At 61.4% G+C, this 25254-nt stretch carries 21 protein-coding genes; 5 read left to right on the forward strand and 16 right to left on the reverse strand.

Features of this window, described 5'->3' with window-relative positions; translation table 11 throughout:
* Positions 1-8 precede the first annotated feature (8 nt).
* On the reverse strand, positions 9-1082 hold the full coding sequence (gene cyoA, locus PR017_RS16205) for a ubiquinol oxidase subunit II (RefSeq protein WP_111215893.1): 1074 nt from the start codon (positions 1080-1082) through the stop codon (positions 9-11).
* A 384-nt stretch (positions 1083-1466) separates the two neighbouring features.
* On the opposite strand from cyoA, the gene PR017_RS16210 reads away from it, so the two are divergent.
* The gene (locus PR017_RS16210; protein WP_111215895.1) at positions 1467-2804 is read left to right on the forward strand and encodes an MFS transporter; all 1338 of its coding nucleotides are present in this window, start codon (positions 1467-1469) and stop codon (positions 2802-2804) included.
* 67 nt (positions 2805-2871) lie between these two features.
* Here the strand turns inward: PR017_RS16210 and PR017_RS16215 are convergent, their stop codons facing one another.
* The 4 genes from PR017_RS16215 to PR017_RS16230 are packed head-to-tail and all read right to left on the reverse strand — an operon-like array spanning position 2872 to position 6464.
* Positions 2872-3735, reverse strand: coding sequence for an efflux RND transporter periplasmic adaptor subunit (locus PR017_RS16215; RefSeq protein WP_111215898.1), 864 nt, complete (start codon positions 3733-3735; stop codon positions 2872-2874).
* Positions 3732-3941, reverse strand: a complete 210-nt coding sequence (locus tag PR017_RS16220) for a DUF1656 domain-containing protein (protein ID WP_111215900.1) — start codon at positions 3939-3941, stop codon at positions 3732-3734. The genes PR017_RS16215 and PR017_RS16220 overlap by 4 nt, the downstream gene beginning before the upstream one ends.
* Positions 3938-6019: an FUSC family protein gene (locus PR017_RS16225; protein WP_111215903.1), complete on the reverse strand. Its 2082-nt coding sequence runs from the start codon at positions 6017-6019 to the stop codon at positions 3938-3940. The genes PR017_RS16220 and PR017_RS16225 overlap by 4 nt, the downstream gene beginning before the upstream one ends.
* Positions 6009-6464: a MarR family winged helix-turn-helix transcriptional regulator gene (locus PR017_RS16230; RefSeq protein ID WP_202617167.1), complete on the reverse strand. Its 456-nt coding sequence runs from the start codon at positions 6462-6464 to the stop codon at positions 6009-6011. Before PR017_RS16230 ends, PR017_RS16225 begins: the two co-directional genes overlap by 11 nt.
* Positions 6465-6694: 230 nt before the next feature.
* Between PR017_RS16230 and PR017_RS16235 the strand changes: the two genes are divergently transcribed.
* The 3 genes from PR017_RS16235 to PR017_RS16245 all read left to right on the forward strand — a co-directional run bounded on the left by PR017_RS16235 (position 6695) and on the right by PR017_RS16245 (position 10483).
* Positions 6695-7714, forward strand: a complete 1020-nt coding sequence (locus tag PR017_RS16235) for an iron ABC transporter substrate-binding protein (protein WP_111215914.1) — start codon at positions 6695-6697, stop codon at positions 7712-7714.
* Between the two features lie 118 nt (positions 7715-7832).
* Positions 7833-9431: an ABC transporter permease gene (locus PR017_RS16240; RefSeq protein ID WP_111216877.1), complete on the forward strand. Its 1599-nt coding sequence runs from the start codon at positions 7833-7835 to the stop codon at positions 9429-9431.
* A complete protein-coding gene (locus PR017_RS16245) occupies positions 9428-10483 on the forward strand; it encodes an ABC transporter ATP-binding protein (RefSeq protein WP_111215916.1) in 1056 nt (351 codons plus the stop codon). Before PR017_RS16240 ends, PR017_RS16245 begins: the two co-directional genes overlap by 4 nt.
* 29 nt (positions 10484-10512) lie before the next feature.
* Here the strand turns inward: PR017_RS16245 and PR017_RS16250 are convergent, their stop codons facing one another.
* The 9 genes from PR017_RS16250 to PR017_RS16290 all read right to left on the reverse strand — a co-directional run bounded on the left by PR017_RS16250 (position 10513) and on the right by PR017_RS16290 (position 20103).
* Positions 10513-12291, reverse strand: coding sequence for an adenine deaminase (locus tag PR017_RS16250; RefSeq protein ID WP_111215919.1), 1779 nt, complete (start codon positions 12289-12291; stop codon positions 10513-10515).
* Complete coding sequence (locus tag PR017_RS16255) at positions 12288-13211, reverse strand: nucleoside hydrolase (RefSeq protein ID WP_111215922.1); 924 nt, start codon at positions 13209-13211, stop codon at positions 12288-12290. The genes PR017_RS16250 and PR017_RS16255 overlap by 4 nt, the downstream gene beginning before the upstream one ends.
* Positions 13212-13214: 3 nt before the next feature.
* Positions 13215-14243 carry an ABC transporter ATP-binding protein gene (locus PR017_RS16260; RefSeq protein ID WP_111215924.1) on the reverse strand — a complete coding sequence of 343 codons (1029 nt, stop codon included), beginning with the start codon at positions 14241-14243 and terminating at the stop codon, positions 13215-13217.
* Positions 14236-15015: an ABC transporter permease gene (locus tag PR017_RS16265; protein ID WP_111215926.1), complete on the reverse strand. Its 780-nt coding sequence runs from the start codon at positions 15013-15015 to the stop codon at positions 14236-14238. The genes PR017_RS16260 and PR017_RS16265 overlap by 8 nt, the downstream gene beginning before the upstream one ends.
* On the reverse strand, positions 15012-15842 hold the full coding sequence (locus PR017_RS16270) for an ABC transporter permease (protein WP_111215928.1): 831 nt from the start codon (positions 15840-15842) through the stop codon (positions 15012-15014). Before PR017_RS16270 ends, PR017_RS16265 begins: the two co-directional genes overlap by 4 nt.
* A 74-nt stretch (positions 15843-15916) precedes the next feature.
* On the reverse strand, positions 15917-16939 hold the full coding sequence (locus tag PR017_RS16275) for an ABC transporter substrate-binding protein (RefSeq protein WP_111215932.1): 1023 nt from the start codon (positions 16937-16939) through the stop codon (positions 15917-15919).
* A complete protein-coding gene (locus PR017_RS16280; protein ID WP_206423106.1) occupies positions 16936-18003 on the reverse strand; it encodes a LacI family DNA-binding transcriptional regulator in 1068 nt (355 codons plus the stop codon). Before PR017_RS16280 ends, PR017_RS16275 begins: the two co-directional genes overlap by 4 nt.
* A 160-nt stretch (positions 18004-18163) precedes the next feature.
* Complete coding sequence (locus tag PR017_RS16285; RefSeq protein ID WP_111215935.1) at positions 18164-19552, reverse strand: M20/M25/M40 family metallo-hydrolase; 1389 nt, start codon at positions 19550-19552, stop codon at positions 18164-18166.
* A 119-nt stretch (positions 19553-19671) separates the two neighbouring features.
* Positions 19672-20103: a MarR family winged helix-turn-helix transcriptional regulator gene (locus PR017_RS16290; RefSeq protein ID WP_111215937.1), complete on the reverse strand. Its 432-nt coding sequence runs from the start codon at positions 20101-20103 to the stop codon at positions 19672-19674.
* A 398-nt stretch (positions 20104-20501) separates the two neighbouring features.
* On the opposite strand from PR017_RS16290, the gene polA reads away from it, so the two are divergent.
* Entirely contained in the window at positions 20502-23495 is a 2994-nt protein-coding gene (gene polA / locus PR017_RS16295) for a DNA polymerase I (protein ID WP_111216881.1), read from the forward strand.
* 17 nt (positions 23496-23512) lie between these two features.
* Here the strand turns inward: polA and phnN are convergent, their stop codons facing one another.
* On the reverse strand, positions 23513-24115 hold the full coding sequence (phnN, locus tag PR017_RS16300; protein WP_240538818.1) for a phosphonate metabolism protein/1,5-bisphosphokinase (PRPP-forming) PhnN: 603 nt from the start codon (positions 24113-24115) through the stop codon (positions 23513-23515).
* On the reverse strand, positions 24115-25254 hold the full coding sequence (locus tag PR017_RS16305) for an alpha-D-ribose 1-methylphosphonate 5-triphosphate diphosphatase (RefSeq protein ID WP_111215939.1): 1140 nt from the start codon (positions 25252-25254) through the stop codon (positions 24115-24117). The genes phnN and PR017_RS16305 overlap by 1 nt, the downstream gene beginning before the upstream one ends.

Consider the following 25254-nt stretch of genomic DNA (forward strand, 5'->3'; position numbering starts at 1 on the left):
CACGGAGATCATTTGCTCGGCGTGGCAGGGGCGGCGGAACCGTTGCCCATATCCATGCCCGGCATCGATGTGTCGCCGTGGTCCATAGTGGCCGGCGCGACGTCATTTGCGGCATCGCGATTGTCGTGAATCAGTTTTTCGCGGTTTTCCTGGCTTTCCTTGCCCGCACCACCGCTGGCGTCGATGTGCATCATCTCGTTCATGCACATCTTGCCGGGGGTAGCGCACATGTTGAGGATGGAATTGTAGAGACCGTCGCCAACAGAGGAAAAGTACTGAACCGGGTCCTTGATGCTCGGCTTGGCAAGCTCGGCGTAGCTGGTCGTATCCAGCACCTTACCTTGGCTCTTGGCCTTCTGGACCCACTGATCGAAAGCTGCCTGGTCGAGGCCGTGGAATTTGAAGCGCATGTTCGAGAAGCCGGCGCCGCTGTAGTTAGCAGAGATGCCCTCGAACTCACCCGGCTTGTTGATCACGGCATGCAGCTTCGTTTCCATGCCCGCCATGGCGTAGATCTGGCCAGCCAGTGCCGGGATGTAGAACGAATTCATGACGGTGCCGGACGTGATCTTGAAGTTGATCGGCGTGTTGACCGGAGCTGCGAGTTCGTTGACCGTCGCAATGCCGAGGTCGGGGTAGAAGAACAGCCATTTCCAATCGAGCGCCACGACCTCGACGGTCATAGGCTTCACGTCTTTTGCGAGCGGCGTCGCGCTGTCGATGCGGTCGAGCGGCCTGTAAGGGTCGAGCTTGTGGGTGCTGATCCACGTGACGGCGCCAAGCGCGATGATGATCACCAGCGGAGCCGACCAGATCATGACCTCGAGACGTGTCGAATGATGCCAATCGGGATCATACTTGGCATCCGTGTTCGACTGACGGTATTTCCAGCCGAAAAAGAAGATAAGAAAGATCACCGGGATGATGATGAGGAGCATCAGCACCGTGGAAATCACGATGAGGTCGCGCTGCTGAACGGCGATGTCGCCGGATGGCGCCATGACCACCATGTTACAGCCCGCTAGCAGGACCAGCATGGAAAGGGCGGATAAACGGCTGAAGATTTTCGATGCTCTGTGCACGTCGCAAGCTCTTTTTGTTTCGACACTGCCGTGACTTAATTGACGGAGGTCATGAACGATATGAGGTGTTTCGTCGCAGCGCAGCAAGCTTACTGCGTCGCGGCAACGTCGGTATTGCACCTACCGGCAAAAGGTCGAGAAATCCAGACAGATTTATCGTGCCAAAGGCGTTTCTCGGAAGTGAATATATCCCACCCGTGACAAATCTCCATCGGTTGGTCGAAACAAAGACTCTGGATCTGGGAAATGCTGCAAATCCTGCGATTTTAATGTCTCGATGATCCGATTAGCAGTTTCCGACTTGATAACGGGTAGAGTTAGGTCGAACATCGTTTTCGGGGCGAGTTCGTGGAGGAGCGCGCCCAGGGGCAGGGAGGTTTCACTATGGCTAATTTTACGCATGTGAGCGCAGAACCGACATCGTCTGGACTGGAGCGGGATGCCCGCAAGATACACTCGGACAGACCGGTTGCGGCCGGCAATATCGCCATCGGAGTGATCATTGGTCGCACGTCCGAATTCTTCGATTTCTTCATCTACGGCATCGCCTCGGTGCTGGTCTTTCCGAAGCTTTTCTTTCCGTTCGCCGATGCCCTGCAAGGCACGCTTTATTCGTTCCTCATTTTCTCGCTGGCCTTCATTGCCCGACCAATCGGCTCGGTCATCTTCATGGCGGTCGATCGGACCTACGGGCGCGGCGTGAAGCTGACGATCGCGCTTTTCCTGCTCGGAGGATCGACTGTCTCCATCAGCTTCCTGTCCGGTTATGACGAGATCGGCGTTGCGGCGATCTGGCTGCTGGCCGCATTTCGCATAGGCCAGGGCCTGGCACTGGGAGGAGCCTGGGACGGCCTGGCATCGCTGCTTGCGCTGAATGCGCCAACAAATCGCCGTGGCTGGTATGCGATGATCCCCCAGCTTGGTGCGCCCATCGGCTTCATGATTGCCAGCGCGTTGTTTGCCTATTTCGTCTTCAGCCTGTCGACCGAGGATTTCCTGTCCTGGGGCTGGCGCTATCCGTTCTTCTGCGCTTTCGCCGTCAATGTCGTGGCGCTGTTTGCCCGGTTGCGGCTGGTGGCTACTCCGGAGTTCGGTTCGCTGCTGGAGCGGCACGAGCTGGAAGCAACCAAGGTTGCTGACATGCTGAGTGTCCATGGACGCGATGTCGTCATCGGTGCTTTTGCACCGCTCGCAAGTTTCGCGCTGTTCCACCTGATGACGGTCTTCCCGCTCGGCTGGGTGACGCTTTACAGTGAGCAGGCTCCGGCTTCCTTCCTGATGGTCGAGTTCGTCGGAGCGATCTTTGCCATTGTCGGCATCGTCTGTTCCGGGCTGATTGCCGATCGCATCGGTCGTCGCGGACAACTGGCCGTCTGCGCAGTTCTGATCGCGATCTTCAGCTTTATCGCCCCGCACCTGCTCGATGGTGGCCAGACCGGCCGATACACCTTCGTCATCATCGGCTACTCATTGCTCGGCTTGTCCTTCGGCCAGGCGGCCGGTGCTCTCGCCTCGCGCTTTGGCCAAACCTACCGCTACACGGGCGCTGCAATCACTTCGGACCTCTCCTGGCTGATCGGCGCCGGTTTTGCGCCGTTTGTGGCGCTCAGCCTCTCCAGTCAGTTCGGCATCGCGTTTGCCGGCTACTACCTGCTGTCCGGCGCGCTCTGCACGCTTGCTGCCCTGGCGTTCAGCCGCCGTCTGGAAACGCTGGATACCTGATCGCAGGTGAGTGCATTACGAGGGCCGCAGCGTTACGATGCTGCGGCCTTTCTATATCGGTCACCGGTTACGGTGTGATCGTCACGCTGGCAGTCCGTCCCGCCACCAGCGCGGTGCCTGCAGGCACGTCGGAGAGGGCGACGCGCACCGGCACGCGCTGGGCGAGGCGAACCCAGGTGAAAGTCGGCGTGACGTTGGCAAGCAGGCTGCTCGTTTCCGAGCGCTCCCGGTCCTCGATCCCTCCTGCGATGCCGACAACGCGGCCCTTCAGGGCGTCCTTAGTTCCCATCAGATGGACGACGGCGCCATCGCCGACCTTGATCCGATCCAGTTTGTTTTCCTCGAAATAGCCGTCGATGTAGTAGGAATCCGCGTCGATCAGCGCTGTGACGGCACTCCCGGCGGTCACATAGTTGCCAGGCTGGAGCGAGAAGTTGCTGAGAATCCCGTTGACCGGTGCCCGCACGGTCGAGCGGTCGATATTCAGTTGCGCGGTGTCGCGGCTGACCACCGCTTCCTCCAGCGCCGCCTGATCCTGTGCGACTGTGGCCTGCGTCTGCTGGATCTTCTGGCGCGTTACCGACCCGTCACCGAGGCGCTGGTAGAGTTCGAGGTCGCTCTTGGCCATGCCGAGCGCCGCCTGGGCACTGGTAATTTGCGCGTCGGCCTGCCGCAGGGCGAGGGAAAAGCGCGCCTGGTCGATGCGGAAGATGACATCGCCCTTCTTGATGCTCTGGTTGTCCTTGACGTCGACCTCGGTCACGAAGCCGGAGACATCGGCGGCCACCCGCACAACGTCTGCGCGCACCTTGCCATCCCGCGTCCAGGGCGCGTTCATGTAATAATCCCAGAGGTGCCACCCAAGGACGCCAGCCAGAACGACGACAACGGCCGTGAGCAGGAAACGACCTGAAAATGCCAGGAACTTCATAGGGGTATCCGATTGATTGTCAGCACGAGGGCGCCGAGCAGGCAGAAATAGAGGGCAGTATCGAACAGCGGCCGATGCCAGACGAGGCGATAGAAGCCGGTTGCTGCCAGCGCGCGCCTAAGGATTGCGTTGATAAAGAAGACGATGACGGCCATCGCGCCCAGCGTCGGGATATAAACCCCGTAGATGTCGACCTCCGGTCTCATGCCGCTTTCTCCGTGTTGGTGACGTCCGGGGCTGCGCGGTTTTCATTGGCAGCGAAGATCGGTGCGTCGGGGAAAAGATTGTAGCGCAGTCCGGTCATGGCACGCCGGGCGCCGGCGGCTTCGGTCGATATCGCGTCTGCTCCGAGGATGGCGAGCGAGCGATCGAGCGTTGCCAGCAGGTTGCCGGATGCATCGCCTGCCGCGTCTCGCTTTGCCCGGTAGTGGTTTGCCACCGAGACGAGGACAGCATCCACGGCCGCGCTGTCCGTTTCCGACAGCGAAGGCTTGAGCCGCTGCAGGTCGACGGTATTCAGGCCGTTGCGCAAATCCTTCAGGACATCGTTCGGCGTCAATGCTGCGCTTGCCGGCAAGGAAGCAAGCCGTGGCGCTGCAAGCCCGAGGCGATCGACCATCCGATGCAGGAGCCCGGCAACATCGCGGTCGTTTTGCCGCCGTGTCGCAGCGGCTATGTCCGCCCAGCCTGCGTGGAGAAGGCGGCGGGCGCTCCATTCCGCCCCGACGCTGCGCACAAGCGCGGTCGTGCAGCAGGCAATGACGAGGCCGATAATCAAAGCCGTGTTCGAGTTGAGAAATGTCTGCAGGTCGAGGCTCAGTCGTCCCTGCAGTGACAGCATGTTCGGCAGGTTGACGCCGAAGCCGAGGCCGAGCAGCATGGTCTTCGGCTTCGCCATCAGGATACCTGCAGGAATGAGGAAGAGACCGAGCGCGGCCGAGAGCGCCCAGTAGCTGTAGACCATCGGGAATATGCCGAACTCGAGGACGAAGGCTGCCACGACGGCGGCAAGGCTCGCCGTGATGAAGCCCCGGATTGCCGGTGTCGGATCGTCCATGGCGGCAAACAGGCAGCAGACGACGCCGGCCATCATTGCCGCAGCACTTCCCTGCGGCCAGCCTGTGAGAATCCAGGCGGCGGTCGCAATGCAGGTCGAAAGCATCGCCACGAGTGCCGAATAGATCGCCATGCCGTAGTCCTTGTGCATCGGCTGCGTGTCGAGCGACGAACCGAATCGGTTCCATCGCAGGGCGTGCCGCGATCCCGAGGTGATATCCGATTTGAGGTCGATGCAGTCGCTCCAGATCTGGATGAGATCCCGCATGCGCGCGACGATATTCTGGACCAGCAATTGCGCCCAGGGCGGCCTGTCGCCGGTGTCGTTTTCCGCCTCTTCCATCAGCGTTAGAAAAGTCTGCCGCTGGTCGCGAGAGAGTGGCTGGCCGCTTTCGAGCCAGTCGGACGCAGCATCGATCAGCCGGGTCATGGCCGGCGTATATGTCGTGACACGCGACAGGGTAGCGAGCACGTCTGCAAGACCGGAGGTCACGGGGAGCAGCACGATCATGCGGCGCTGCAGCGCGCGGGCGGAGTCCACCATGTCGCGATGGCTGGAGGTGTCGTAGGAAACATGGGTCGTGAACGCATGCAGATCGACGGCATCGGCTGAAAGGCGTCCGACCAGCGCTGCGTTGGCGGGATCGTCATAGCGGCCACGGAGTGTTCCTAGGGCAAGGGCTGCGCCGTCCTTCAGCCAGGCATCGATGCGCGTGGCAAGGACCGGGCCGGCGTGGCAGGGCAAAAGCACGCGGCTGACAACCGCCGCGCAGACAATAGCCACTGCAATCTCGATGACCCGGGCCGCCGCATAGGTGAAGGCAATCTCCGGCGTTGCAACGATCGGAAATGCCGTCAGCGCCGTCGTATAGCCGGCAAGCATGAAGACATAGCTGCGCGGTGTCCGGTCGAGCAGCGCCACGGCAAGACAGAGCCCCATCCACAGCGAGATGGCGAGCGTCAGGACTTCGGGTGAGTTGACCAGATTGGGAAGCAGAATGACGGTCATGGTCCCGCCTATCGCCGTACCGAGCAAGCGATAGACGGCCTTCGACGTGCTCGCACCCGACAGGGGATGCGAAACGATATAGACAGTGCCAACAGCCCAGTAGGGATTCTGAAGGTCGAAACAGAGGGCAATCGCCAGCGCCAGCATCGCTGCGATAAAGGTCTTCAGCGAAAAGACGACGTCGCCCAGCTCCGGAAAACGGCTTGCATTACTGGTCATCGTCGGATGCTCCGGTAAAGGACGAAGCCTTTGTGGAAATGATCCTGAGGACGTCGAGCGCCGCCAGCATCTGCTCTGGTGGAATGTCGCCGAGCATCGTTTCACGCAGCTTTGCGGCGCATTTCTCACAGCGTTCGGCGACGATTTTTCCGGCCGGAGTCAGTTCCACCAGCTTGATGCGACGATCCGTATCGTCGGGCACGCGGCAGATGAGGCCGTCGCTTTCCAGTCCGTCGAGCACACGCACCAGCGTAGGGCCTTCTATTCCAACCCTGTCGGCCAGTACGCCCTGGGGAATGCGGTCGCCCAGTCGAAGAAGGGTGATCAGCGGTGCGGCAGTCGCGTCCGACAGATTGTGTTCCACCAACATGATGTTGAGAGCCCGACGCCAGCCGCGGCCGGAGACGAGCAGAAGCGGGGCGAACTCGGCCCATAAACTCTTCAAATTAGTTTCCATGCTTATCGATAGCATTCAACTGATTTGAGTGCAATCGGATTTAGGCAAGGAAGAAGGCTGCAAGTCCGGAAGATCTCAAGATCGGGGCCGAAAGCAGCGTTCGGATGCCATTTTCAATATTTTGTGACCCTGCCCCCATTGTCTAAACTTGAAATGCCTACTCATGTTAAATATAGGCTGGGGAAGAAATCTGTCCGCCCACCAAAATCGAGGATGCCATGAAGTTTTCCCGCTCATTTTTTGCCGGCCTGACGCTTGTCTGCGCTACCGCAGCAGGCCCGTTGGCTGTTTCCCTGGCGCACGCGCAGGATGATGGCATCGTCGTCTACAATGCCCAGCATGAGACGCTGACCCAGGCATGGGCCGAAGGGTTCACCAAGGACACCGGCATCAAGGTGACGGTCCGCAATGGCAGCGACATGCAGTTCGCCAATCAGATCATCGAGGAAGGCGCGGCATCGCCCGCCGACGTGTTCCTGACCGAAAACTCCCCGGCGATGGTCCTGGTCGACGCCGCTGGTCTTTTCGCGCCGATCGACGCGGATACGCTGGCCCAGCTTCCTGAGACCTTCAAGGCGGCAGACGGCAAATGGACGGGCGTTGCCGCCCGGACCACCGTCTTTGCCTATGACAAGACGAAGCTGAAGGAAGCCGATCTGCCGAAATCCATGATGGATCTTGCCGATCCGAAGTGGAAGGGACGCTGGGGCGCCTCGCCGGGCGGCGCGGATTTCCAGGCAATCGTCAGCGCCTTTCTGGAATTGAAGGGCGAGGCGGAGACCGCCAAATGGCTGAAGGCGCTGAAAGAGAATGCAACGAGCTACAAGGGTAACAGCGTTGCGATGAAAGCCGTCAATGCTGGCGAGATCGAAGGCGCGCTGATCTATCACTATTACTGGTTCGGCGATCAGGCAAAGACCGGCGAAAACAGCAAGAATGTCGCCCTGCATTACTTCAAGAACCAGGATCCGGGCGCGTTCGTCAGCATTTCCGGCGGCGCTGTGCTTGCCTCCAGCCAGCATCAGAAAGAGGCGCAGGCCTTCATCAAGTGGATCACTGGCAAGGGTGGCCAGACCGTGCTGCGCGATGGCAACTCCTTTGAGTATGCCGTTGGTAACGGTGCGCAGTCCAATCCCAAGCTGGTGCCGCTTGCCGAGTTGCAGGCCCCGAAGATCGAGCCGTCAAAGCTGAACAGCAAGAAGGTGACCGATCTGATGACGGCCGCCGGACTCATCTGATACCTCTTGCGTAAGGCTTGCCTGCCCTGCTAGGGCCTTGGCAACAGCGCCACGCATTGTCATCGGCGATCGCCTACGGGCGATCGCGGTGCTGTGTTCAGAAATGAGGGCAGCCGTCATGCTGCAAAAGAATAGCCAAGCCGCACCCGGCTCTCCGGCCGATGCCCTGCGCCTGACACGGCCGGCAGCGTCTCGCGGCCGCTTGCCGAACATGCCGGTTTTCGTTGTTGCTGCCCTCGTGTCGTTGCTAAGCCTCCTGCCGCTTGGCTTCATAGTCTGGATTACTATCCAGACCGGCTGGCAGCAGGTGATCGCGCTGGTCTTTCGAAATCGCGTCGGTGAACTGCTGATCAACACTGTGCTGCTCGAAGTCTGCACGCTGCCGCTCTGCATCATCCTTGCGGTTACGCTCGCCTGGCTTACCGAACGCACCGACATTTTCGGCGCGCGGATATGGTCGTGGCTCTCGGCGGCGCCGCTCGCAGTTCCTGCCTTCGTTCACAGCTACGCTTGGGTCAGCCTGGTTCCGGGCATGCGCGGCCTGTTGAGCGGCGTGCTCGTTTCGGTTCTCGCCTACTATCCCTTTCTCTACCTCCCGGTCGCAGCCGCCTTGCGCCGTCTCGATCCGGCCATCGAGGATGCGGCCGCCTCTCTCGGGCTGGGGCCCTGGAGCGTCTTTTTCCGCGCCGTACTGCCGCAGTTGCGACTGGCGATTTGCGGCGGTTCGTTGTTGATCGGTCTCCATCTCCTGGCCGAATACGGCCTGTTCATCATGATCCGCTTCGATACGTTCGCGACCGCCATCGTCGATCAGTTCCAGTCTGCCTACAACAGCCCGGCCGCCAATATGCTCGGCGGCGTGCTGGTGCTGTGCTGCCTGCTGATGCTTGGCCTGGATGCGCTGATCCGCGGCAATGAACGATACGCCCGTGTCGGCTCCGGTGCTGCCCGTCCGGCAGATCGCCGCCGTCTCGGCCGCCTCGCGCCGCTCTGCATCCTGTTGCCGGTTATCACGGCAGGGCTGGCTCTGGGCGTGCCCTTCGTGACGCTCGCGCGCTGGCTGGTGATCGGCGGCGCCGATATCTGGCGGATGGATATGCTCGGATCGGCCTTCGCGCAGACAATGGTGCTGGCAATCGCCGGCGGCATCCTGGCAACGGTCGCTGCAGCGCCGATGGCCTGGCTCTCCGTGCGTGCGCCGGGCAGACTGCAACGGCTGCTCGAAGCATGCCACTATTATGTGGGCTCGCTGCCGGGCGTTGTCGTGGCGCTGGCGCTCGTCTCGATCACCGTACGAATGATCCTGCCGCTCTATCAGACATTTGCAACGCTGCTGGTCGCCTACGTGCTGCTGTTTCTGCCGCGTGCCATGGTCGGCCTCAGGGCCAGCATCGCCCAGGCGCCGGTAGAATTGGAGCGCGCAGCCATGGCCCTTGGCCGCACGCCAGCTCAGGCAGTCCGCCAGATTACCATGCGGCTTGCGGCCCCAGGCGCTGCGGCGAGCGTCGCGCTCGTCGCGCTCGGCATCACCAACGAGCTGACGGCAACGCTGATGCTGTCACCAAACGGCACCGTGACGCTGGCGACAAAATTCTGGTCGTTGACCAGCGAGATCGACTATGTCTCGGCCGCCCCCTATGCCCTGATGATGGTCGTGCTGTCGTTGCCGCTCACCCTTCTTCTTCACATGCAATCCAAGCGAACGGCCGGGCAATGACCTTCCTGACAATCCAAGATATCAGCAAGCGCTACGGCCCTGTCCTGGCGCTCGACAGCATCGACCTGCAGGTGGAAGTTGGCAGCCGCACCGCTATCGTTGGCCCGTCCGGCTCCGGCAAGACGACGTTGCTGCGTATCATCGCCGGCTTCGAACAGCCGGATCATGGCCGCGTCGTTCTGCAGGGCGAGACACTGGCCGATGGACCTTCCATCGTGCCTGCGCATCGTCGGGGCATCGGCATAGTCTCCCAGGACGGAGCCCTCTTTCCACATCTGAGCGTGGCCGAAAACATCGGCTTCGGCATCGAGCGCGGCGTCGCTGACCGCAGCAAGATCATTCGCGACCTCGTGGATATGGTCGAGCTCGATCATGCCATGCTCGATCGACGCCCGCATCAGCTGTCCGGCGGCCAGCAGCAGCGTGTCGCACTGGCTCGTGCGCTCGCCCGCAAGCCAAAGCTGATGCTTCTTGACGAGCCCTTTTCGGCACTCGACACCGGGCTGCGCGAAAACATGCGCAAGGCCGTGGCGAGAGTTTTGCAGACGGCCGGTATTACCGCAATTCTCGTTACCCACGATCAGGCCGAGGCCTTGTCCTTCGCCGATCAGGTTGCCGTGTTGCGCTGTGGACAACTGGTCCAGGCAGGCCCGCCCCAGTCCCTTTACCTCCGGCCTGTCGATCGGGAAACGGCAACGTTTCTCGGGGACGCACTGCTTCTGCCTGCCGATCTCGGAGAGGGCTTTGCTGATTGCGTGCTGGGTCGGATCGTAACGGACGCGCCAGCGCAAAGTGGCCGATCCGAAATCATGTTGCGCCCCGAGCAGCTTCATCTCTCCCTTGCCGAAGGCGCGCTGGACGGAACGGGATGCCGGGGAACCGTGGACGACATCGAGTTCGGCGGCGCGCTCTGCATCGTCACGCTGCGTCTCGCCGAACAGAACGGCGGCTCCACACTGATGGTCAAATGCTCCGGGATAGGCCTTCCTACCATTGGCAGCGCCGTCGAGGTGACCGTGCGCGGCAGTGCCCATGTCTTTGCCACGCTTTAGGCATGGCAAAGGTTAGGCCGACAATGCTCTCAGAGAATCGGACTTTCCAGCAGCCGGCCGGTTGTTACGTCGGCAATGCCACGGTCGGTCTGGTGCGGCCCGATGTTGCAAGCGAGCGACGCGCCGAAACACGCCTTGAACACCAGATAGGGCGGCTTCCAGTCGACAACCCGCGTCATGGCCTTGCGTATGGCGCCAAACCCCGCCGCGATCTCCTCCAGCCCAGCCTCGCTGACAAGGCCGGAGAGCGGTAGCGGCAAGATGGCGTCGAGCCTGCCGTTCGAGGCCGCCGCCATACCGCCGCCGGCGGCGATCACGGCGTTCGCAGCCAGCGTCATGTCGCGCACATTGCCACCGAACACAGTCAGGTTGTGGCTGTCATGCGATACAGTCGTACAGAAAGCACCTCGCCATTCACCCCAGCCGGTCAGAAAACCGATGCGCGGCCTACCATCGACGTGGCCATGTCGATGTGCGATTGCAAGCATGGTCGTTCCCGGCGGCGGAACGACGAAGCCGCCTGCAACATCGGCAGCCATCTCGCCCCATGCCGTAAATCGCGGCTGGTCTATGGTGGCGATGCGCACCCTGTCTCCGTCGGCCGACACGCGAAAATCGTCTTCGGAAAGCGGTTCCAGCTTGACGGAATGGCGCAATGGCTCCGGATCGAGCCTCGCCGCTGTAAACAGCGCTTTGCCATGGGAGGCAACGCGCTTGCCGTTGGCGAGCACGAGCCTCGCCTGGAATTCCTCGAGATCTTCAAACAGCACGATGTCGGCCCTCCGACCGGCGGCAATCAGTCCGAGGTCAGGCCGGTTCAAGCGCATAGCGGCATTCAGGGTCGCTGCGCGCAAAGCCCACTCTGGACGCAGGCCATCGCGCACCAGCCGCCGCACGACATCGTCAAGACCGCCATCCCGATAGAGTTCGTCGGGAAAGACATCGTCGGTGCACAGCGTGATGGTCTGCGGCATATGGCCGAGCTTTTTGATTTCGTCCACGAATTGCGTCAGCAGGTGATCATGCGAGCCGCGCAGTTCGATGGTCAGTCCGGCCGAGAGTTTTGCCAGAAAGTCGGCGCCGGAGGTCAACTCATGGTCCGATGTCACGCCAGCCGCCATAAAGGCGTTGAGATCGGCTCCCTCCAGACCCCGCGCGTGGCCTGCTACGATCTTGCCTGAAGCAAGGCCGGCGTTGACGATGCCGGTCATGCGCGGATCGCCATCGATGACCCCGCGCATATTCATCACTTCGGCAACGCCGCCGATCTCGGGCCAGGACAGGATCTCGGCAATCACAGCCGCATCGAAATCCGCGCCGGCCCGTTCCAGTCCCGGTGCCGAGGGAACGCTGGAAGGCGCAAGGGTGATCACTCGCAAAGGCAGGGACCGCGTGGCCTCCACAGCCCAGCGCACGGCGGGCAACCCGTGGACATTGCCGAACTCGTGTGGATCCCAGACGATCGTCGTAACGCCGCGCGGTATGACGCATTCCGCATAGGCCGCAGGCGTTATCATCGAGCTTTCGATGTGCATATGCGTGTCGATAAGCCCCGGCGACACGAATGCGCCGGCTGCATCGATGATTTCGCTGGCGTCAGTTCGGCTGCCGGCCGGATGCACGCTGGCAATCAGGGCTCCCGTCAGTCCGATATCGCAGTTGTCGATTTGCCCTGTGACCATGTTGACGAGTCGACCGCCGGTGATCATCACATCAAACGGTGTATCTCCCCGTGCTGCGGAACAGGCCCGCGCCCTGAGAGCCGGATCGTTGAGATCCGAAGGATCTCGAGAGACGGTATCGGTCATCGGCTGGCCTCGTCGACGAGGGCACGCATGACGATGACGCGAGCCCTGGCTGCATCGATCCCGGCGGCATAGTGCGCGTTGAAAATGCCATGCGAGGCGCGCGTTTCCACGACCGTCCGTCCCCGCGTGTGGCGTCCCTGCAACTCCACATCGATGCGCGCAGGCTGAAAGTCGGCGATGTCGGGCGCAACGAAGATGGCAGCGGCAGTCGGATCGTAAAGCGCCATGCCCGCACGACCGCGACTGGTTCCAATCGCCACGTATCCGCCCAGAAGATCGGCCAGCAACGCGGCTCTTTCGCCGGATGCCAGGCGGAGAGCATCGACGTCCTCCGAGGTGGTGATAACCTTGCGGCAGATATCAAGATCGACCATGCGCAGCGGCAGGCCGTGGGCAAGGACGATAGCGAGCGCCTCCGGATCGGCAAAGGCGTTGAATTCTGCCGATGCCGTATGATTGCCAGACGTGACGCCACCGCCCATCCAGACCAGTTCTGTCACGCGTGACGCAAGATCGGGCCGCGCCAGCGCCAGCGCCGCGATATTGCTGAGAGGCCCGAGCGCCAGGATCCGGCAGGGACCTTCGTTGGTCTCAAGCCAGTGGCAAAGCGCGGCAAAGGCATTGCCGGGAGGCAGCGGCTCTGCTGCCGGCAGCGTCCTTCCCAGCGTGGGAATTCCGCGTGAGCCAAGGACCGCCTCGGCTGTTTCCAACTCGCATAGGACCGGCATTGCCCGCCCGCTGTGGATTGGAAAGCGCCAGCCGAAAAATGCGGCCGCACTGGCTGCGTTGGCTTTCACCTGTTCGAGCGGGGCATTCCCCATCACAAGCGAGACACCGTCGATCTCAAGCCCCGAATGCGCCATCACCAGAATGGCGGCGATGTCGTCGAAGCCCATGTCGGTATCGATCCAGACCCCCATGTTTCACCCGAACCTTTCCAGCACCGCTGCTGCATCGACCGGCAGATCGAATGCGAGTTCGCTGCCCATCGGATGCGCAGCTAGAGCCGCTCCGACTTCGGCCTTGATGGGACCGAGCGGCGTATCGAGCAGGTATTCGCGTGTGTTGCCGGCAAACGACGTGCCCCGGACGATGCCTCGGAACGGACCGACGCCGAGCGTGACCGCACGCGGACGCCATGCAAGCCCCGCGGCGCCCGATGGCACGGGTTGCGACAGCGAGACGGCGCCACCTGCCGCTTTCATCCCGGTGCTCTCGGTGCGAAAGATGTTCTCGAAGCCGACAAAGTCGGCAACGAAGGCGGAGACCGGTCGATTATAGATGTCCTCCGGCGTGCCCATCTGTTCGATTGCGCCATTCCGCATGACCACGATCCGGTCGGCCAGTGCCAGCGCCTCGATCTGGTCATGGGTGACGAAAATCATCGTCACACCGGTTTCCTTCTGGACCCGCTGCAGTTCGGTGCGCATTTCCAGCCTGAGACGTGCATCGAGATTGGACAGCGGCTCGTCGAGCAGCAGCACTTTAGGCTCCATCACCATCGAGCGCGCCAACGCTACGCGCTGTTGCTGGCCGCCCGAGAGTTCGCCGGGCTTGCGGTGCGAAAAATCGCCAAGGCCCACCGACGTCAGGCCAGCGCCGACGCGTGCATCGAGGTCGCCGCCGCGCAGGCCCTTCAGGCGCAATCCGAAGGCGACGTTCTCGTAGACGGAAAGATGCGGGAAGAGGGCATAGGACTGGAAGACCAGGCCGACCGCCCGTTTATTGGCGGAAACACGGGTGATGTCGACACCGTCCAGGCTGATCTTGCCTGAGGAAGGCGTAAGCAGTCCGGCGATAGCGCGCATTGTCGTCGTCTTGCCGCAGCCGGACGGGCCGAGCAGCGCCACCAGTTCCCCCCGACCGATCATCAGGTCGAGATCCCTGACGGCAACGGTGCTGCCGTAGGCAAGCGTCAGCTTCTGGAGCGTGAGATAGGAGGCGTCAGACATAGCGGGAAAATCCTAGAAAGCGTTCGGCCAGAAAAACGATGCCGATCGACAGGAAGGCGAGCAACGCCGAAAGGGCGGCCACGGACGGATCGTAGGTCGTCTCCATGTAGCCGAGCATGTTGATCGGCAGGGTCTGGATTCCGGGGCCCGACAGAAACAGCGACACCGGCACCTGATTGAAGCTGGTAACGAACCCGAGGATAAACGCCGCCAGCACGCCGCCGCGTATATTCGGCAACACGACGCGGAAGAAGGCGCCCGTCCGCGAAGAGCCGAGCAGCACTGCGGCCTCCTCGATGTCAGAGCGCAGGTTGTCGAGGCTGGCCGAGACAACGCGTACGGCATAGGGCAGCACCAGCGCCGTATGGGCGCAAAACAGCGCGGCGGTAATGCTGAAGCCGAAGGGCACGACGAGATATCGCAGGATGGAGAGCCCGACGATGATACCGGGCACGATGATGGGCGCGGACACGACCGTGCGGATGGTCTCGGCAAATGGCAGCCTGTAGCGGGAGAGCGCATAGGCGGCCGGCACGCCCAGGATAAGTGCACAGAGGGTGCCGCCGACCGCAAGCAGCATGGACATGGCAAAGCTGGCGCGAAAGCTGTCGACGGTGAAGACTTTTTCCACCCAACGCAGCGACAGTCCCTGAGGCGGAAAAGCCAGTGTCTCGCCGGCTGAAAGCGAGGCGGCGACAATGATGACGAACGGCCCGATCAGGAAGACCAGCAGCAAAAACAGGGCGATCGGTGAAAACAGCCGGCGGCTCATATGCGGCTCCTTGCGGTCGCGACACGTTTCAGCAGCAGATTGGCGCCGAAGCTCATCAGGATGAGGATGAAGGCAATGACGCTCGCCGAGATGAAATCGCTGGAAACCGTGACCCGCTGGTAGAGCAGCGTTTCCAGCATCAGCACCTTGGAGCCACCAAGGATCGCAGGCGTGATGTAGGCCGTCAGCGAACCGGTGAAAACCAGTGTGCCGCCAATCACCAGCCCTTCGCGGGTGAGAGGCAGGATAACCCTCCAGAACACCTGCAGCCAGTTTGCACCGAGCACCCGCGCGGCGGCGATCGCGTCTTTCGGCATGTTTTCAAGCGCACTGATCAGCGACAGGATCATCAGGGGCAGGAACAATTGCAGCAAACCGAGAAAGACTGCGGTCTCGCTGAAGAGAATGCGGAACGGGGTGTCTATCACATGCAGCGCCATCAGCGCTTCGTTGACGATTCCTGTACGGCCGAGGATGACGATCCAGGCATAGGTGCGGGCAACCGGTGAAATCATCAACGGCAGCACGACAAGGCCAACCATGCGGCCCTTGTTCTTCGGCGGCAGGTTGACGATGGCAAATGCGCCGGCGTAACCGATGACCGCGGAAACGACTGTGACCTCAAGGCCCAGGCGTAGCGTGCGCAGGAAGACGGTACGATTGAGCGTCTCGGAGAAAAATGCCGTATAGGCACCGATCGACAAGGCCCCATCAGACGCATGAAACCCCTCCGCCAAGAGCAGGATAACCGGCACCAGGAAAACCACTGCTGCAAACAGTGCTGCCGGGAGCGCCAGCGCCAAGGCCTCGCCTCTATTCTGGAACATGCAGATCTTTCCCACAGGCGTCGTCGTCTAGATGATATCTGCGGTGCTGAATTTGGATATTCCGCGCCGGCGGCTTACTGTCCAACAGTCTCGTTCCATTCCTTCACCCAGGCCTCTCGCTCGTCGAGCGCCAGAGCGGAGGGGATGAGCTTGAGGCTCCTGGCGGTGTCTTCGCCAAAGGTCAGGTTGTTGGTGATGTCCGACGGCAGCTTGACCTCCTTGTTGGCAGGGCTGTCGACCAGCTTCTGGCCGAGAGCGGTCTGCACATCCGTCGAAAGCCAGAAATCCATGAACTGCAACGCAAGATCCCGGTTCTTCGAACCTTTGGTCAGGATCATGACATTCATGCCACCGGTCTGGCCCTCCTTGGGGTTGGCCCAGGCAACGGGGACATCGAGCTTGGTGAAACCGGCCCAGGAAAAGCGGCCGATCGGCGCTGCCCAGATTTCCTCCTGCTGCATCAGTTGCACCAGTTGCGAGGACTTTTCGTAGAAGGTGACGATGTCGTCCTTGTTTTCACCGATCGCGGCAATCGGCGCTTTGAGATCCGGCGTATTCTTGCCCATCGCTTCGCCCAGCATGTAGAGCGCCGGCGGTCCCTGGTTAGTCGTCACATTCGGGAAGGCGATATGACCCACATATTCGGGCTTCAGGAGATCGGCCCAGGATGAGATCTTCATTTTATCGGGGCGATAGGCGATGGACGTGGCGTAGAAGGTGTAGCCGATACTCATCCCGTCGCCGTTCGGGTCCTTGGCGATGTCGTAAAGCTTGTCGAAATTGGAAATCCTGGCCGTATCGATCTTGTCGGTGAGGCCCGCGCGGGACGCCTGTAGCGCATCGGCCATCGAGACGACTGCCATGTCTATCACCGGATGGGCCTTGTTCGCCTCCATTTTTGCCAGCCGCTCGACGCTGTTGCCGGTCTCCACGACCAGCGTGCAGCCGCATTTCGCTTCGAATGGATCGTAGACCAGCTTCTTGTAGTCGTCCTGGGCAAACGCATAGACGGAGATCGTCAGCGTCTTGTCCGCAGCGCCGGCAGTCAGCGGAACAAGGCAACAAACCGCGATGGACGTGCTCAGCAGCCATTTCATGGGACGGGATCTCCACCGGGTTCCTGCATTGCCGCTCCGGGGGGACCGGAGGACTGACGCGCTATAAGCCGCATCGGTACCCGTGAAACCGCCGCCGTGACGATGCGGCTGGCGTGCGGGATCTCTTCTGCCAAAGACTGTTCGCGGGCGCCCATTTCGATGACGTCGACGAGCGCGCCGACGGCAATCTTGGCGATAGCCGGCATGTCCATCCGCATCGTCGTTATGCCGGGGGTAACAACCGAGGACCAGATCAGGTCGTCGAACCCGGTAACGCTGACACTATCCGGCACGGGTATGCCTGCCTGCTGCAATTCTGTCAGGGCCCGCAGCGCAGCGAGATCCGAGATGGCAGCAAAGGCTGTGAACCCTTGTCTGACTTTTTCCGCAAGTCCCAGCATGCAGCCTGCGCCATGCTCGGCCTCGATTTTTTCGATCCACATGACGCCGGTGGTGACGCCCGCGTCGAACGCTGATTTCAGGCCGCCGATGCGGTCGTTCTGAACATTGGAGGCGGGGTTGTTGCCGAGCAGTATGATCTTGCGATGCCCGAGATCATACAGATGTTGCGCCACCTGCACGCCGCCCTGCCAGTGATCGGCAGAGACGGTGTTGCCCGGCGTCGATGGCGTATCGATGACGGCTACAGGACAGCCGATGTCCGCAATCCGAGTGCCGCGCCGGGGGACAATGATCATGCCATCCACGCCGCGCTCCAGCAGACGGTTAATAGCGTCGGTCTGGTGGCCGATATCGCCACGCGAATCGGCGATCAGCATCCCGTAGCCGGCAACCGAGGCAGCGTATTCCATAGCCTGTGCGATTTGCGGGAAGAGCGGATTGGCGATGTCGGGCAGGACAAGGCCAAGCACCGCGCTTCTGCCTGTCCGCAACGCCCGCCCTGCCTGGCTCGGCACATAACCGAGGGCCGCTGCGGTCGCCCGTATACGGTCGCCGAGTTCGGCGGATACCCGGCCTTTGCCAGAGAGAGCATTGGAGACGCTGGCGACGGAGACACCGAGCGATGCCGCGATGCGGCTGAGATTAGGTCCGGAACGGTTGATAGCCAATGACATCACAACAAATGGTTAATCGTTTAATCAATCGATATACCACTTGATCCTATTTGTCGAATCGAATTTTGGCCGTCCTGTCATTTATGATGATCGTGACGCCGGCAAGCAAGCGGCTTAGTGGCTGCCTCTTGCTTGCCGGCATCAATTGCTATGATGCGAGAGCGTCGAGGATCCGGATCCAGGAGCGTATGCCCTTGTGATAGGAGGCGAGCTCATACTTCTCGTTCGGCGAATGAATACGGTCGTCGTTCAGGCCGAACCCGACCAGCAGCGATTCCATGCCGAGCATTTTCTGGAAATCGCCGACGATGGGAATGGAGCCGCCCATGCCGATGACGACGGCAGGCTTCGGCCACTCGTCGGAGAGGGCTGCCTTAGCCTTGTTGAGCAGTGCCGATTCATAGGAGAGCTGGATGCCCGGAGAACCGCCGTGACCGTGAAACTCGACGGAGCAATCGGCCGGGATCTTCGACTTTACATAGGCGCGGAAGCTGTCGCGGATGGCCGCCGGGTTCTGGTCGCCGACTAGCCGGAAGGATATCTTGGCTGATGCCTTCGAGGCGATGACGGTCTTGAAGCCGTCGCCCGTATAACCACCTGTGATGCCGTTGACCTCGGCTGTCGGACGCGCCCAGGTCAGTTCCAGAGCGGAGCGCCCCTTTTCGCCTGATGGGATCGACAGTCCGATTTCGCCGAGCAGCTTTTCCGCCGAGGCGTCGAGCTTTTCCCAGCTTGCCTTGATATCGGCAGGCGTCTCGTTGACGCCGTCGTAGAAGCCCGGAAGCGTGACCCTGCCGGTTTCGTCATGCAGACCGGCGACGATGTCGGCGAGGATATGGATCGGATTTGCGGCAAGTCCGCCGAACATGCCGGAATGCAGATCGCGGTCTGCGGCCGTGACGACGATTTCATCGCCGACCAATCCACGGAGACCGGCAGCAATTGCCGGCGTTTCGGCATCCCACATGCCGGTATCACAGACGAGCGCATAGTCTGCCGTCAGTTCGGCGGCATTGGCCTCGAGGAAAGGTTTCAGCGATGGCGAGCCCGATTCCTCTTCGCCTTCGAAGAGTATGGTGATGCGGCAGGGGAGTGCGCCGTTGATGTCCTTGTACGCCCGGCAGGCTTCGACGAAAGTCATCAGCTGGCCCTTGTCGTCCGACGTGCCACGGCCGGTGATGACCTTGCGACCATCGCCGATCTCCTTGATGGCTGGCGAGAAAGGGTCGTTCTCCCAGAGCTCGATCGGGTCGACTGGCTGCACGTCGTAGTGACCGTAGAACAGCAGGTGCGGCGCATCGGCACTGGCGCCTGCGTGGTGCGCGACGACCATTGGATGGCCGGGAGTATCGCGAACCGAGGCTTCGAAGCCGATCGATACCAGATAGGCCGTCAGCCACTCTGCCGCCTTGCGGCATTCCGGCTTGAATGCAGGATCGGTGGAAATCGACTTGATCCTCAGCAGTTCGAACAGCTTGTCGAGGCTGGTGGGCAGGTTTTGGTCGGCGCGGTCGAGAATGGGGGATATGGCAGTCATGGATGGTCCTTCTTCCGATTTGGAAAGACGATAGACCAAAGCGGGGGGTGTTTCGAGCCGAAATCGGCTGTGCAGTCGCCCGTCGCGGTCGGCAGAATATGAAATAGCGGCGGTCGCCGCTAGAGGCGCTTCGCATTGTTGAGGACGCGCCGAATATATGCCAGCAACAACTCACGCTCGAAGACCCTGAAACCTTTGAAAAGATCCTCGTCTGCAGCAATGGCTGCGTCGAGCGCGTCTTGCTGCATGGCAGATCCCTTTTCCGTCAGGGAGACGAGCTGAGCCCGCTTGTCGGAAGGATGAGGCTTTCGTTTGATCAGTTGATCGCGCTCCATGCGCGAAAGCGTGTTTGCCATGGTGGCCTGTTCGATGTCGACGCGCTCCAGCAGTTGCTTCTGCGTCAGGCCATCCTCGGCCCACAATTCGACCAGGATCGGAAACTGTCCGGGAGAGAAGCCAATTCCTGCCGCCCGTTGGTGCAAGGAGCGATTGAAACTCTTTGCAAGCTGGCCGGCCAGATAGGCTGCAGAGTCTGTTAGACAGTATCCCATGACGTGTGCTTATGCGCAATTTCAAGCCGAAACAACGCGTAAATCGCCAGCGATAGGTCGTAGCCGAGCGGGTTGCAGAACTTCTGCTTCAATGGAAAAAGCCGCCATGGCCTGGAGGGAAACCATGGCGGCTAAAAATGGGGACAAAGGCCCGGAGAGGGGGGAGGCCTTTGTCCAAGTCTGATGCGGCAGGGGACATGCCGGCGACCAGACCCGCGACGTTTGTTAAGCGCCGGTGAGAGAGAAATGCTAACCCAAATGCGGCTTTTCAAGGGAACGGTCTCGTCGGGGCCGTTACAAATCGGTAACGTTTCGGTGACGCCGGGCGCTGCATCCCTTAGCGAAAAGCAGGCAACGCGGTCTGGACCTCGGGCATGCCGCAGGCTATCCATTCCGGCATGAAAAATGGTGATCATCTCTTCCTCGTCGATGGCTCGGGCTTCATTTTCCGCGCCTTCCACGCCATTCCGCCGCTCAACCGCAAATCCGATGGTTTGCCGGTGAATGCCGTGTCGGGATTTTGCAACATGCTGTGGAAGTTGCTGCGTGACGCGCGCAACACCGATGTCGGGGTAACACCCACCCATTTTGCCGTCATATTCGACTATTCCTCAAAGACGTTCCGCAACGATCTCTACCATCTTTACAAGGCCAACCGCTCGGCGCCGCCCGAGGACCTGGTGCCGCAGTTCGGTCTGATCCGCGAGGCGACCCGCGCCTTCAATCTTCCGTGCATCGAGACCGAGGGTTTCGAAGCCGACGATATCATTGCCACCTATGCGCGGCTGGCCGAAGCCACCGGCGCCGATGTCACCATCATCTCGTCCGACAAGGACCTGATGCAGTTGGTGACGCCGAACGTGCATATGTACGACGCGATGAAGGACAAGCAGATCGGCGTTCCCGATGTCGTCGAGAAATGGGGCGTCGCGCCGGAGAAGATGATCGATCTGCAGGCGCTGACCGGTGATTCCACTGACAATGTGCCGGGCATTCCCGGGATCGGTCCGAAGACCGCAGCCCAGCTTCTGGAAGAGTTCGGAGATCTCGAAACGCTGCTGTCGCGGGCCGGCGAGATCAAGCAGCAGAAACGCCGCGAAAGCATCATTGCCAATGCCGATCTCGCACGGCTGTCGCGCCAGTTGGTCAAGTTGCGCACCGACGTTCCGCTCGACGTACCGCTCGAGGACCTGACACTCGAGCCGCAGGATGGCCCGAAACTCATCGCCTTCCTGAAGGCCATGGAATTCACCTCGCTGACCCGCCGCGTCGCCGATGCAACAGGTGCGAATGCTGCTGGCATCGAGGCGGCGGTCGTCGCCGTCGAGCTGGTTGCCGAGGCTCACGGCCCCGACATGGACACGCTCGCCTCGGTCACCGAGGGAGAGCGCTCCGAAGAGGCGATCAAGTCGTCGCCGACCGATCCGCTGGCAGTCGAGGCGCCGCATCGGGGTGCAACGCCAACCGATCTTGCCAGAAGCCGCGCCGAAAGTTTCGCCGCCGCCAAACTCGATGCCTCTGCCTATGTCACCGTCCGCGACCTTGCAACGCTCTCAAACTGGATTGCCGCCTGCCGTGAGACCGGCCTGGTCGCCTTCGACACGGAGACCACCTCGATCGATGTCATGCAGGCGGATCTGGTCGGTTTCTCGCTTGCCTACGCCGATCCCGCCGATGCGTCGGGCCTCACCATCCACGCCGCTTATGTGCCGCTTGCCCACAAGACCGGCAGCGAGGATCTGTTCAGCGACGGCGTCAAGCTGGCGCCGGACCAGATACCCATGGACGATGCACTGGCCCTGCTGAAGGGACTGCTGGAGGACCCGTCCGTCCTCAAGGTGGCCCAGAACCTCAAATACGACTACCTGCTGATGAAGCGCTACGGCATCATCACCTGGGGGTTCGACGACACCATGCTGATGTCCTACGTGCTCGATGCCGGTGCCACGACCCATGGCATGGATACGCTGTCCGAGCGCTGGCTCGGGCACAAGCCCATCGCCTTCAAGGATGTCGCCGGCAGCGGCAAGTCGCTCGTCACCTTCGACCGTGTCGCCATCGACAAGGCCACGGCCTATGCCGCCGAGGATGCCGATGTGACGCTGCGGCTGTGGATGGTGCTGAAGCCGCGCCTCGCCGCGCAGAAACTGACCTCGGTCTATGAGCGCCTGGAGCGGCCGCTCGTGCCGGTGCTGGCCCGCATGGAAGAGCGCGGTATCACTGTCGATCGCCAGATCCTGTCACGGCTCTCCGGCGAACTCGCCCAGAAAGCGGCAGCCTTCGAGGACGAGATCTATGAACTGGCCGGCGAGCGCTTCAACATCGGCTCGCCCAAGCAACTCGGTGATATTTTATTCGGCAAGATGGGCCTTGCCGGGGGCGGCAAGACTAAGACCGGACAGTGGTCCACCTCGGCAAGCGTGCTCGAGGATCTGGCCGCCGAGGGTCTGCCGTTGCCGCGCAAGATTGTCGACTGGCGCCAGTTGACCAAGCTGAAGTCGACCTACACCGACGCACTGCCAGGCTACATCCACCCCTTGACCAAGCGCGTCCACACATCCTACTCGCTGGCCGCGACCACCACCGGCCGGCTGTCGTCGTCCGAGCCGAACCTGCAAAATATTCCGGTGCGCACCGCTGAAGGCCGCAAGATCCGCACGGCCTTCGTTTCGACACCCGGTCACAAGCTGCTGTCGGCCGATTACAGCCAGATCGAGCTGCGCGTGTTGGCCCATGTCGCCAATATTCCGCAGCTGACCCAGGCGTTTTCCGACGGCGTGGACATCCATGCGATGACGGCCTCGGAGATGTTCGGTGTGCCGGTCGAGGGCATGCCGTCGGACGTGCGCCGTCGCGCCAAGGCGATCAACTTCGGCATCATCTACGGCATCTCGGCTTTCGGCCTTGCCAACCAGCTATCAATCGAGCGCTCCGAGGCCGGTGAATACATCAAGCGCTACTTCGAGCGCTTCCCCGGCATCAAGGACTACATGGAGGCCACCAAGGCCTATGCCCGGGACAAGGGCTATGTCGAGACCATCTTCGGCCGCCGCATCCATTATCCGGAAATCCGCTCGTCCAATCCTTCGATGCGGGCTTTCAACGAACGCGCCGCCATCAATGCACCGATCCAGGGTTCGGCCGCAGACGTTATCAGGCGAGCGATGATCCAGATCGAGCCGGCATTGTCTGAAGCCGGGCTCGGCGAGCGCGTCCGCATGCTGCTGCAGGTCCATGACGAATTGATTTTCGAAGTAGAGGATGGCGATGTCGAGCGGACCCAGCCGGTCATCGTCTCCGTCATGGAAAATGCCGCCATGCCGGCCGTCGAGATGAGCGTGCCGCTCAAAGTCGATGCGCGCGCTGCCGACAACTGGGACGAGGCCCACTAGTAGAACCAGACCCGCCCTCAGCCGCGGAGTATCGCCTCGAGCGCATCGATCATCGCATGCGTCGCGGCATCCAGCGTGCCGCTGTTATCGATGGTGACGACATTGAAGTCGCCTTGCACGATCAGCGAGCCGCGCTCCAGGCGCTTCAGGATATCAGCACGGGTTTCACGTCCGCGCGTCTCCAGGCGCTCGGCCAGCACTTCAGGCCGGGCTGTGACGTTGATGATCGTCAGTCTCGGGAAGGCCGCCTTGAAGCGATCGAGTACCGATCGCGAGCCGTTGGCGATGACGATGTTGCCCTGTGCCAGTTCTTGGCGAACGGCGGCCGGGATCCCGTATTTCAGGCCATGTGCATCCCAGGATATGGCAAAACTGCCGGCCCTTTCCATCGCGTCGAACCCACCCTCGGAGACGCTGACATGGTCTTCGCCACCCGCGTCCTCGCCGCGCGTAATGACGCGCCTGGCAAAATGCACATCCGTCCGTCCGTCAAAATATTCTGCGGCGCGGCCGATCAGCGTGTCCTTGCCGGCGCCGCTTGGGCCGACCACCACCACCATCATGCCTGATGTGGCCGGCTCGGCATTGCCGGTCTCAGGATTGGCCTCAAGCCCGGCCATCAGGCGACCCTTCGTCCTTCGCGCCAAATCGCGCGTGTCACAGGCACGCCGGTATCGCGGCGCACGCGCACCAGATCGGCGCGCAATCCGACCGCGATGCGGCCCCGGTCGTCGAGGCTGACGGTGCGGGCTGGGGTTGCCGTCACCATCGCAATCGCCTTCGGCAGCGAGATCGACTCGACTTCGTCGGCAAGAATAAATGGAGCATGCAGCAGGCTGAACGGCACGTAATCCGACGACAGCACGTCGAGCACGCCGAGTTCCGCCAGGTCCCGTGCAGCGATATTGCCGGAATGCGACATGCCACGGACGATGTTCGGGGCCCCCATCAGTACGCTCATGCCGGCAGCATGCGAGGCCTTGGCGGCCTCCACGCTGGTCGGAAACTCCGCCAGGCGGACACCATAGGCAACGGCTTCATCGACGTGCTCTAGCGTCGCATCATCATGGCTGGCAATGGTGATGCCGCGCTCGTGGCAGATCTTGGTTATGGCTTCGCGGTGCGGCGTCGAATACTTGGCCGACTCCTCGAGGCGCTTGGCAATGAAGACCGCAAAAGCCTCGTCGGTCAGGCCACGCTTCTTCTGGTAGTAGAAGATGTACTTGTCCATCGTCTGGAACTGGCGCTGGCCCGGCGCGTGATCCATCAGCGACACGAGGCGAACGGCGTTGTCCTGCTGGAAATCAGCAAAATGCTCGAGAACGTTTTCCGAAGACACCTCGCAGCGCAGGTGGATCAGATGGTCGGCGCGCAGCCGGCCGTCGTTCTGTGCCGCCTCGATGGCATCGGCCATGTCGCGCATCTCGCCGTGGTCGAAGCCGTCATCCTCGTCGGAGCCCATGCGCAGGCAGTCGAACACGGTGGTGATGCCCGAGGTGACGATCTGCGCATCGTGCGCCTGGATGGCCGCCGTCTTGTTCCAGCGCACGCCGGGCCGCGGCGAGTAATGGGACTCCAGATGGTCGGTATGCAGCTCCACGAGGCCTGGCATCAGATAATCGCCCTCGAAATCCTCTCCGACAGCGGACACTCCCTCGGAGATCTCGGCGATCTTGCCGTCGCGGATGATCACGGTGCCCGACACGATCTGATCTTCGAGAATGATACGGGCATTGGAGAGGATGGTTTCCTGGGACAT

Origin of the sequence: Rhizobium tumorigenes (assembly GCF_003240565.2) — a bacterium.
In the GTDB taxonomy this organism is placed as follows: Bacteria; Pseudomonadota; Alphaproteobacteria; order Rhizobiales; family Rhizobiaceae; genus Rhizobium; species Rhizobium tumorigenes.

What these genes read in the sequence shown, in the direction of transcription:
- PR017_RS16305 (WP_111215939.1), bottom strand. Translation starts at nt 25,254, where the DNA reads ATGTCCCAGGAAACCATCCTCTCCAATGCCCGTATCATTCTCGAAGAT.
- PR017_RS16250 (WP_111215919.1), bottom strand. Translation starts at nt 12,291, where the DNA reads ATGACCGATACCGTCTCTCGAGATCCTTCGGATCTCAACGATCCGGCT.
- PR017_RS16240 (WP_111216877.1), top strand. Translation starts at nt 7,833, where the DNA reads ATGCTGCAAAAGAATAGCCAAGCCGCACCCGGCTCTCCGGCCGATGCC.
- PR017_RS16210 (WP_111215895.1), top strand. Translation starts at nt 1,467, where the DNA reads ATGGCTAATTTTACGCATGTGAGCGCAGAACCGACATCGTCTGGACTG.
- PR017_RS16275 (WP_111215932.1), bottom strand. Translation starts at nt 16,939, where the DNA reads ATGAAATGGCTGCTGAGCACGTCCATCGCGGTTTGTTGCCTTGTTCCG.
- PR017_RS16255 (WP_111215922.1), bottom strand. Translation starts at nt 13,211, where the DNA reads ATGGGGGTCTGGATCGATACCGACATGGGCTTCGACGACATCGCCGCC.
- PR017_RS16285 (WP_111215935.1), bottom strand. Translation starts at nt 19,552, where the DNA reads ATGACTGCCATATCCCCCATTCTCGACCGCGCCGACCAAAACCTGCCC.
- PR017_RS16215 (WP_111215898.1), bottom strand. Translation starts at nt 3,735, where the DNA reads ATGAAGTTCCTGGCATTTTCAGGTCGTTTCCTGCTCACGGCCGTTGTC.
- PR017_RS16245 (WP_111215916.1), top strand. Translation starts at nt 9,428, where the DNA reads ATGACCTTCCTGACAATCCAAGATATCAGCAAGCGCTACGGCCCTGTC.
- PR017_RS16270 (WP_111215928.1), bottom strand. Translation starts at nt 15,842, where the DNA reads ATGTTCCAGAATAGAGGCGAGGCCTTGGCGCTGGCGCTCCCGGCAGCA.
- PR017_RS16225 (WP_111215903.1), bottom strand. Translation starts at nt 6,019, where the DNA reads ATGACCAGTAATGCAAGCCGTTTTCCGGAGCTGGGCGACGTCGTCTTT.
- PR017_RS16260 (WP_111215924.1), bottom strand. Translation starts at nt 14,243, where the DNA reads ATGTCTGACGCCTCCTATCTCACGCTCCAGAAGCTGACGCTTGCCTAC.
- PR017_RS16265 (WP_111215926.1), bottom strand. Translation starts at nt 15,015, where the DNA reads ATGAGCCGCCGGCTGTTTTCACCGATCGCCCTGTTTTTGCTGCTGGTC.
- PR017_RS16290 (WP_111215937.1), bottom strand. Translation starts at nt 20,103, where the DNA reads ATGGGATACTGTCTAACAGACTCTGCAGCCTATCTGGCCGGCCAGCTT.
- PR017_RS16220 (WP_111215900.1), bottom strand. Translation starts at nt 3,941, where the DNA reads ATGAGACCGGAGGTCGACATCTACGGGGTTTATATCCCGACGCTGGGC.
- polA (WP_111216881.1), top strand. Translation starts at nt 20,502, where the DNA reads ATGAAAAATGGTGATCATCTCTTCCTCGTCGATGGCTCGGGCTTCATT.
- PR017_RS16235 (WP_111215914.1), top strand. Translation starts at nt 6,695, where the DNA reads ATGAAGTTTTCCCGCTCATTTTTTGCCGGCCTGACGCTTGTCTGCGCT.
- phnN (WP_240538818.1), bottom strand. Translation starts at nt 24,115, where the DNA reads ATGGCCGGGCTTGAGGCCAATCCTGAGACCGGCAATGCCGAGCCGGCC.